The sequence below is a fragment of the Mesorhizobium sp. M4B.F.Ca.ET.214.01.1.1 genome (assembly GCF_004791545.1).
GTDB lineage: Bacteria > Pseudomonadota > Alphaproteobacteria > Rhizobiales > Rhizobiaceae > Mesorhizobium > Mesorhizobium abyssinicae.
In genome coordinates this window covers 1-8,381 of record NZ_SRUX01000033.1, presented here as the reverse complement: position 1 = coordinate 8,381, position 8,381 = coordinate 1, and the positions used below count along the sequence as shown (strand labels likewise).

At 60.2% G+C, this 8,381-nt stretch carries 7 protein-coding genes and 2 pseudogenes; 4 read left to right on the top strand and 5 right to left on the bottom strand.

The window, feature by feature from the left end; translation table 11 throughout:
- The first annotated feature begins 489 nt into the window (after positions 1 to 489).
- Positions 490 to 1,641: an MFS transporter gene (locus EN857_RS32925; protein ID WP_187331539.1), complete on the top strand. Its 1,152-nt coding sequence runs from the start codon at positions 490 to 492 to the stop codon at positions 1,639 to 1,641.
- A gap of 221 nt (positions 1,642 to 1,862) precedes the next feature.
- Here the strand turns inward: EN857_RS32925 and EN857_RS32920 are convergent, their stop codons facing one another.
- Positions 1,863 to 2,324 (bottom strand): cupin domain-containing protein, encoded by a 462-nt coding sequence (locus EN857_RS32920; protein WP_127392397.1) that lies wholly within the window; start codon positions 2,322 to 2,324, stop codon positions 1,863 to 1,865.
- Positions 2,325 to 2,433: 109 nt separating this feature from the next.
- Between EN857_RS32920 and EN857_RS32915 the strand changes: the two genes are divergently transcribed.
- The 3 genes from EN857_RS32915 to EN857_RS32905 all read left to right on the top strand — a co-directional run bounded on the left by EN857_RS32915 (position 2,434) and on the right by EN857_RS32905 (position 5,160).
- A complete protein-coding gene (locus tag EN857_RS32915) occupies positions 2,434 to 3,996 on the top strand; it encodes a winged helix-turn-helix domain-containing tetratricopeptide repeat protein (protein ID WP_127392391.1) in 1,563 nt (520 codons plus the stop codon).
- Between the two features lie 539 nt (positions 3,997 to 4,535).
- Positions 4,536 to 4,661 (top strand): hypothetical protein, encoded by a 126-nt coding sequence (locus EN857_RS36255; RefSeq protein WP_281035226.1) that lies wholly within the window; start codon positions 4,536 to 4,538, stop codon positions 4,659 to 4,661.
- 313 nt (positions 4,662 to 4,974) lie between these two features.
- Positions 4,975 to 5,160 carry a hypothetical protein gene (locus EN857_RS32905; protein WP_127392393.1) on the top strand — a complete coding sequence of 62 codons (186 nt, stop codon included), beginning with the start codon at positions 4,975 to 4,977 and terminating at the stop codon, positions 5,158 to 5,160.
- On the opposite strand, the gene EN857_RS32900 is transcribed toward EN857_RS32905, so the two are convergent.
- The 4 genes and pseudogenes from EN857_RS32900 to EN857_RS32885 form a co-directional block, all read right to left on the bottom strand.
- Positions 5,157 to 5,591: a DUF4112 domain-containing protein gene (locus tag EN857_RS32900; RefSeq protein ID WP_245493444.1), complete on the bottom strand. Its 435-nt coding sequence runs from the start codon at positions 5,589 to 5,591 to the stop codon at positions 5,157 to 5,159. The two genes, EN857_RS32905 and EN857_RS32900, sit on opposite strands and share 4 nt — an antisense overlap.
- 25 nt (positions 5,592 to 5,616) lie before the next feature.
- Positions 5,617 to 6,111 carry a YidB family protein gene (locus EN857_RS32895; protein WP_127392395.1) on the bottom strand — a complete coding sequence of 165 codons (495 nt, stop codon included), beginning with the start codon at positions 6,109 to 6,111 and terminating at the stop codon, positions 5,617 to 5,619.
- A 134-nt stretch (positions 6,112 to 6,245) separates the two neighbouring features.
- A pseudogene (locus tag EN857_RS32890) lies at positions 6,246 to 6,712 on the bottom strand (metallophosphoesterase family protein).
- A gap of 9 nt (positions 6,713 to 6,721) precedes the next feature.
- A pseudogene (locus tag EN857_RS32885) lies at positions 6,722 to 7,628 on the bottom strand (ribonuclease Z).
- Between the last annotated feature and the right edge of the window lie 753 nt (positions 7,629 to 8,381).

Genomic DNA, 8,381 nt, shown 5'->3' with positions numbered 1-8,381 from the left:
CCATCCCGAAAGCCGACCGTCAGCGGTCGGCCGCATTAGTGGTAATGTCACCGGAACTGCAGAATGAATGGGCAGGCCAATTGACGTCAGGCCCACAACGCCCTTTCAATGTTCGCCCTTTGTGCTTCGAAAGTCGCATAAAAGGCATTGTCAAATCTCTCGGATTTAGCCGCGCTCAAAGAGGCGGACTAATTTGAGGTTATGCTTTTTGAATGGATGGTCGCTTGAGGCAAGCTCTGCCTCAGTACGAAAGTGGACACCGCGGTGACGACCCAGAAGATCGTGCGAGGGCCTTTTTGTCAAACGCGCCCTCACCGCCCCCCCAAGGTCGCCGCACCGACGAAGCACCGCGTACACTGATTTGGCGTGGCGTAACTTCCGGATGTGCCTTAATGTTGTCCGCGCAGATCGGTCTGACACCAAGGGCGCTATTCCGCTTGCCACGTTAGGAACAGCACGTTGGTTTCTAATGCGCATCGGGGCCAGTGCTTGAAGCTCGGTGTATACTCCCTGTTCCTTGCGACATTCTGCATCGGGACGACCGAAGTGGTTATTGCAGGGCTGCTGCCGGCGATTGCCGCCGAAATGCAGGTTGATATCCCAACGGCCGGCTTCCTTGTCACCGGCTATGCGCTGAGCGTCGCCATCGGCGGGCCGATACTTACATTGCTATCCGCGCGCTTTCCCAGGCGATCGATGATCCTGGTGCTGATGGGGCTGTTCATCGCCGGCCACGTGATCGCTGCCATTGCTTCGAGCTATGAGGTGTTGCTCGCGGCGCGGATCCTCACGGCGACCGCTCATGGCTGTTTCTTCGGACTGGCCATGATTGTTGCGATTGGTCTCGTTCCGGACGAGCACCGCGGCCGGGCAATGTCCCTCGTGTTCCTGGGCATCTCCATCGCCAATGTCATAGGCGTGCCCGCAGGCACCTACATAGGAACGACGCTCGGCTGGCGAGCAACGTTCTGGATATTGGGCGGCATCGCCGCGGTCGCGGCGACTGCAATCGCTCTATTTATCCCCAGCGACCCATCTGGAGGCCGGATCTCGATTCGCGCACAGCTCAGCACGCTATGCAACAGCACGGTCCTAACCTCCTTCGCCATCATCATTCTTGCTTGGACCGCCCTTTGGAGCACCCTTACTTACATTGCCCCGGTCCTTATCGAGTTTGGCGGTTTGACTGAAAAGGCGGTGAGCTTGACGATGCTGGCTTTCGGCGTGGGTCTCACCGTTGGCATCTTCGTGGGCGGTCGCCTTGCCGACCTCGCACCTAACCGTACGCTGATCGTTGGCCTGCCCGTTGCCGCAGTGCTTTTCACAGTGTCGCTGCTTTTGGCGCACAACGGCATCGCCTACAGCGTCACCCTTCTCCTGCTAGGCGTGGCCCTCGCCACTCTCGTGACACCACTTCAAAACCGTGTGCTGCGCGGGGCCGCAGCCGCGCCAGACCTAGCATCGACCCTGACGTCGTCGGCCTACAACGTCGGCATCGCCGCCGGAGCCTTCGTTGGCGCGGGAGTACTCAATCTGGGCTTTGGATATGACTCAATCCCGGCGATCGGTCTTGTTGCGACCGCAATGGCAGCTGTTGTCTGCGGGTTGGCGCTGGCCGCAGATCGCCGTCATATAAGATGACGGCGGCCTAGAGCTGACACCCAGTTCAAGGCAATTTCGGCCAACAGGACTGGATCGCGGCCGTCCAATCGATGGGCGGCCGCTTAGACCCTAATATTGCCCGGCGGCGATGCGCCGGATCGAGGCCGTACCGATCCAGGCTTAGGACGTCCTGAAAGCTGACAGCGCCGGCGAGCAAGCTAGGCGGTTGCGGCGGCCCTAAGGTGGTGTCGCTAAGGCATTCACGCGCGTGCTGTCAACGTCGACAGCTGATCGGTGTCGTAGCGGTTTCGCAGATCGGCGAGCGCCTTTGCATCGGGTGCACCCCTCGCCGCAAGCTCGGCCAGCTCTTCGAAATAATGCTCGTGACCGGGTGGGGAGACGGTCATCAGCACGCGCGCAGGTTTCTCGCTGACATTCGTTATGTTGTGCGGCACTCCGGGCGGGATGAACAGGAATGTTCCCGGCGTTGCACGGATCGTCTTGTCGCCGACATGCCATTCACACTCGCCTTCGAGCAGGTAGAAGGTCTCCTCCTGCACCCGATGAACATGCCGCCCGGTGGCGAATTCCGGCGGGATCGTCCAGTCGAACATGCTCGTATGCCTGGTATTTTCATCGGTAACGAGGAAAGCCATGGGGTGGCCACGCAGCATGACGCCCTTCTTCTCGTCGGGCATGCGGATGACGGCATCAGCGCTCATAAGATCCTCCTCTGACCGGGCGCTTACTCCTGGCAAGCGCTTGCGCAAGATCGGCCGTCCATGCCCGAAAGTCGTGAATCCGTTCCCAAAAATTTGCTAAAAGACTCCAATGATAGTCAGGGGCGACGTCTACCGCTTTGGCCCGTTCCGCCTCGATCCGGAGGTGGGCATTCTCTTTTACGGAGATGAGCCGACCATGCTTGGGCAACGCGCAACTGCGCTGCTGTGCCTGCTGATCCAAAACGCCGGCGTACCCGTGTCCAAGGACGCGCTGATTGAGACCGGCTGGGGCGGATTGGCGGTTGCCGACAACAATCTGACGGTTCAGATCGCAGCCCTGCGCCGAGTGCTGGCCGACGCAGCGAATGCCGAGAGCTGGATCGAAACACTGCCGCGCCGCGGCTATCGCTATGTCGGACCGGCTGTCGCCATCAATGTTCCCGATGCCTTAGCCACCGCCCGCGCCGCGTCGGCGCCTAGCTTGCCAGAGAAGCCCTCCGTCGCGGTCCTGCCCTTCTCGAACTTGAGCGGCGATCCGCAGCAGGAATACTTTGCCGATGGGATGGTCGAGGACATCATCACAGGCCTGGCGCGCATCAAGTGGCTGTTCGTCATCGCACGAAACTCGACCTTCCCCTACAAAGGTCGCGCCGTCGACGTAAAGCAGGTCGGCCGCGAGCTTGGGGTTCGCTATGTGCTGGAAGGCAGCGTGCGCAAGGCCGGCGGCAGCGTGCGTGTCACAGCCCAGATGATCGACGCCACGACCGGCGCCCATGTGTGGGCCGAGCGCTACGACCGCAGTTCCGATGACATTTTTGCGCTTCAAGACGAGATCGCGCTGTCAACCGTGGGCGCGATTGCGCCAAGCGTGCGGAAGGCCGAGATCGAACGTGTCAGGCGCAAGCGCCCTGACAGTCTCGACGCCTATGATCTGGTGCTGCAGGCCCAGCCTGATGTCGATTCAGGCATGCCGGAGCAAGTGACCAGAGCGCTGGTCCTTCTCGAGCGCGCCATCGCGCTGGAACCAGACTATGCACTGGCGCATGGCAATGCCGCGATGTGCCATCATTGCTTGTTCCTTCGCGCCGGGCTGCAGGAGAGCAGCCGCGCGTCTTCGATCCGCCACGCCCGGTCGGCCATTGTCCATGGACAAGATGATGCGCTGGCCCTGACATGGGCCGGCTTTTCCATCGGCATGGATGCGCATGATCGCGCCGCTGCATTCGCGGCGCTGGAAGCCGCTCTCGCCATCAGCCCGTCATCGGCGCTTACCTATATCCTTGGCAGCGTCATGCTGGGATGGTGCGGTGAAGCGGAGCGCGCGATAGAATGGAGCGAGCAAGGCATGCGTCTGAGCCCGTTCGATTCGTGGGCCTGGGCCGCGTTTGACGCGCAGGCGATGAGCCATTTGCTGCGCGGCCGTTACGAAGAGGCTTGCCGTGCCGCCTACAAATCCGTGCAAGCCAATCCGGCACACAGCATCACCTATGTGCAATTGGCCGCCGCGCTGGCCAGGCTTGGCCGGTTGGACGAAGCGAGGGCGGCTGCGGCTCGCGTGCTCGAGCTTCAGCCCGGCTTCCGCTATAGCCGCCAGTTTGCCGGCGTGAATTGCGCGCCCGCGCTCGCAGAGACTCTTGGCAGCGCGCTAGGCGTCGCCGGGTTGCCAGGATAGCTTCCCACAAGCTGCGCGAGCCCGCTGGTACACCTCAGAGCAGAGGTAAAGTAGGAAGCTGTCTTCTTCTTACGCCAGCCGTCTAATGCGGCCTCTCTCCAAACGAAAAACTCCGTTCGATCCGCCCTGCTTTTCAAAGTCCGTCTGTAGTTCGTCCCAAGTACCAAGATATTGGCCGCATTCAGCGCAATCGATTTCGGTCGATGGCCTCGCATCGGCAGGAATGTTGAGCCGGATCGTGCCGCAATAGGGGCATTCCAAGAGGTGATCGAGGTAATACCCCGGTACGCGCGCTGGATTGCCCGGGCGAGTTTTCATTATAAGAGCTTCCTACCACTGGAGGCGAAAGCCTGATGGACTCTTCCAATCGCCGCGTGCCTCTGAAAGCTGCGGGCGACGCTTCAGGATTATCTCGAAAACTCACCAGGCGCCAATAACATTTGGTCGAAACGGCCGGTGTCCTGGGCGCGTTAGGATCAGTCTGGTGCACGGTTGGCACTAACTGAGCAGAAGATAGTTCTTCTTGTTAGGACGGCCGAATGGCTAAGAATGGAGACGACAAAGCTAGCGAGCGCGAACTGTTGGTGAAGGGGCTAGTGAAAGCGACCGGCATCACCGAGGAGGACGCGCGGCGTCGGCAGGGATTGGAACTCGATGGCCCGTGACGCGCTATCTGAAGGGGTGACAATGGCACTCGTTCGACCGATTTGCGGTTAATCCGGTTCGAGTGCCTGTCAATTTCCCAGCCGGTTGTTCCTGCGTCGATGAATGGTTAGGCGTAGCTGGCTCGGCGCCAATTTTTGTCGTCCCTCGCCAGTCGGATTCACAAATGTGAGCGCGCGTGTTCTTCATATGCGCGATATGGGACGTGACCCTGGCGGGTCGCAGCTCAAACCAAACTTGCCCGCCCGGCCCCGGTCGGCGGGCTTTGTTTGACGTTGGCAATCAGGGTTACGGCAGGAGCAGAAGGCGCACGATATGAAGCCGAACACAACAGCTTTGGAGCGGGCTTTTTCGCTGGCTGAATCGGGCGAGTGCGCCAGCGTGAAGGACATCAGCGACAAACTCCGCCGCGAAGGTTATGACATCCAACAGCTCACGGGCAAAAGTCTCGTCAAGCAGCTTAGGGACCTGGTCCGCGAGACGCAATCGAGCGGAACCTAAGCCCTCTGCGCGGCCGGGCACTTCGCCGGGCGCCCGCCGACTTCCGCCTTACCAAGGTACCGGCGAAGCAGCCTGATGTTGCGATTGTTGGGTTTAAAATACACGTCGAAGATTGAGCCCAGAATAGGAACGCTTCCTGCAATCGTATCAAGCAACACGTTCCCCAACATCCTGGCGACCAGGACATTTCCGGCTCCGCAGCTTCGGGCGCGCCAAACGATATAGGCTGAGACGATTCCTGTAGCAGCGTCTCCGACTACGGGGACCAGTCCCACTAACGCATCCAGTCCGAAACGAATTGAGGTCCCGGGAATTCGCCAGCGCGAGTCGAGCAGGGATGCCAAAATATCCAAGTCGGCAACAACGCTTGCTGCCTTGCCGCCCTCGTTCCGCTCAGGTTTCCCTCCGGCGGAGCCCGCACGAGTCAGCATGTTTTGCTGCCGTATGGCCGCCGTTCTAGACATCGGTTTGCCCGGTCGATTTGGATTGCGTACTGTTCGGAGGCACGTCGTCGAGCAGTGTTGTCTCGTCGGAGCGTTGGGTTGGCTCTGGTGGCAATTCTCCATTTGGCGTCATCTTGTTGACGGCCTCAGGCAAATCCCGAGTGATCCTGCGGATGAGCTCCTCGCGTGACAGGCCGGTCTGCATCGAGAGTGACGTCAGGGTGCCTTCGTCTAACGCCGCTTCCACCTCGTTTGGCTCGATTGGCTGATTCGGCCCAGTGCCGACCCAGGAATCGACCTTGGATCCTGCTCCCGCACCTCTGAACCGATCTAAGATATCGCCGAGCGCCGTCCCCGAAACCCCTTTGGAAATCTGATCTAAAATTCCGCCTTGTGGGTCGTTTGGATCGCGATCTCGCGCCCCACGGATCAATTCGCCGATTTTGTCCCGATTTTGGTACGCCAGAACGCTAAGTATCGCGATCGCCAGTCTTCCGAGATTCGCCATCAGGTACCTCCATTGTTCGAGGAAGAAGGGCTTAGCCTTGCAAAGGTTCCGCGGGTGATGTCGAACCCGATCACGTCGACCGGCTGCGACTGCGGGCCATCCCGCTTGGCATGCGATCGCCATGCGCTCGCGCCTTAGCCGCTACTCAGATCGTGTATGACCGGTTGCAGGCCATCAGGCGTGATATCAACCGTCGCAAGCGTGATCGGCAACTTGAAACGACGGTGACCAGCGCTGCCCGGATTAAGGTAGAGCACACCGTCAACGGTCTTGAGCCTCGGCACATGCGATGGCCTGACACGACCATGTCGATACCGAGTGCCGCTGGTGAGACCTGCAGTGTTTTCAGATCATGGAGGATGAAGAATGTTCGGCCTGCCAGCCGCACCAACGCGGTGTCGGCGTAGGTAGCAGCCCACCCAGCCGTATCGACGTTTCCTCTTATCGCGGTGACCGGTGCGATCTGCTGAAGCGCGGCGATAATATCGGGACTGCCGATGTCGCCGCCATGGATGATGTGGTTTGTCCCAGCCAAGCGCCGTTCCGCCTCGGGCCTCAGCAGGCCGTGCGTGTCAGAGATGATGCCTACTCTGAATGTCATTGTCGGCCGCTATATGGTGAGCACATCGAGATCAGCCGCAATACGGCTGTTCGGAAAATGCCCGCACGGCTTCCGCGAGGATTTCTTCGTCGGCATAGCGGCCGGAGATATGCGTAAGAATGAGTTGCTTCACGTTGCTCGTCGCCGCCAGCGATGCCGCCTGCGCAGCCGTGGGATGACCATAGTCGCGCGCCATGGCCGCATCTCGGTCCAGGAAGGTGGCCTCGATCACCAGAAGGTCAGCGCTGCGGACATGTTCCGCCAGCCCGTCCGTGGACTCCGTATCGCCGATGATGACCAGCTTCTTGCCTGCTTCCGGCGGACCCAGCACGTCTTCGGAAGCAACTGTTCGGCCATCCGCGAGGGTTATAGACCGGCCTTCCACCAGTTCCTTCCTGATTGGACCGTCTGGCACGCCCAGAGACGCCAGGTGCTCGGCGCGAAGGTGGCGGCGCGGTGGAGTCTCGAGCACGAAGCCATAGCTGTCTGTGTCGCGGTGACGAACCGGAAAGCAGTCGATCATGAATTCGTCGGCGTCGAAAAATCGACCGGGCGACAGCGGTTCAAGACTTAGTGGAATCGGCGCTCGTCCCGCGCCCCATAGGCCGGCGACCATGCGCACGACGACGTCGAGGGTGCCCGGGCTTCCATGGACGGTCAGGAGATCTTCGCTTTGCCGCAGCCGGAGCGTCGAAAACAGGCCGGGGATTCCAAGGATATGGTCGAAATGGGCATGCGTGAGCTGCAGGCGATGAAGCCGCCTGAAGCCGGCGCCGCTTCGCAGCAGCTGGCGCAGCGTGCCTTCCCCGCAATCGACCAGAATTCGATGGCCTCCGGCCTCGACAAGCAGGGCAGGGTGATTTCGCTCGGCAGAGGGCACGCTGGCCGAGGTGCCAAGAAACGTCAGTCTGAAAATCATGGAGCTAGTCTAGCCTGCGAGCGGTGAGGCCTCAAAGCGGGCAAGCAACGCTTCCCACGCGGTCAATCTGCCGTGGCCGTCTTTGACTATTTTGATGCCACGCCCTCCTCAGACTTTATCCCCGAGGTTTGACCATCACCGTGGACGAGGTATCGCGGTCCCAATCATTGGTCTTGTCAGGCGCCTTGGCCTCCGCCTCTCCGATATCCCGCTCTTTGTCCTTCCGGGGTTTCGGACCTGGCATGTCCCGCGATGATTTTGATCTCATATGCTTTGTTCTCTTCGGTCGCTCAATCCGAAACAGGGCGGGGTGAATTAGGTTCCGCTGGCCTGTCTGGCGGTGGGACTGCAGCAGAAAGCGTAATCTGTTATTCAAGCGACCCTGTAGATGGGACGGATTTCCATCTCGCTATAGCCAGGTATCGGGTTCGGGTCACCGCTTCACCCAGGCACGGCATCCGCCATGTCCTTGACGTCCTAAAGCCAATAGCCGGCGACGAGGGAGCTCGTTTCGTCGAAAGGTCCGTCGATCACGGTGCGGTCAGCGCCAAGCCAAAGTTGCTGCCCGGTTTCTGCAGGCACGGGACTTCTTGCAATTCAGAGGGGATCGGGGTCGTACCCGGTCGATCTGGCGATGGAGTAGGCAGATGTCGACGATTACAGATCATTGCTGAAGCGGCTTCTGGCGCTTGCCCGGTTCAGGTTCTGCTAGCCGCGAAGTCAACGCTGGCGACCGTTGCCCGACATCAT

Excerpts from the sequence above, each read along its gene's own strand:
- EN857_RS32920 (WP_127392397.1), bottom strand. The coding sequence starts at position 2,324 with ATGAGCGCTGATGCCGTCATCCGCATGCCCGACGAGAAGAAGGGCGTC.
- EN857_RS32915 (WP_127392391.1), top strand. The coding sequence starts at position 2,434 with ATGATAGTCAGGGGCGACGTCTACCGCTTTGGCCCGTTCCGCCTCGAT.
- EN857_RS36255 (WP_281035226.1), top strand. The coding sequence starts at position 4,536 with ATGGCTAAGAATGGAGACGACAAAGCTAGCGAGCGCGAACTGTTGGTG.
- EN857_RS32905 (WP_127392393.1), top strand. The coding sequence starts at position 4,975 with ATGAAGCCGAACACAACAGCTTTGGAGCGGGCTTTTTCGCTGGCTGAA.
- EN857_RS32900 (WP_245493444.1), bottom strand. The coding sequence starts at position 5,591 with ATGCTGACTCGTGCGGGCTCCGCCGGAGGGAAACCTGAGCGGAACGAG.
- EN857_RS32895 (WP_127392395.1), bottom strand. The coding sequence starts at position 6,111 with ATGGCGAATCTCGGAAGACTGGCGATCGCGATACTTAGCGTTCTGGCG.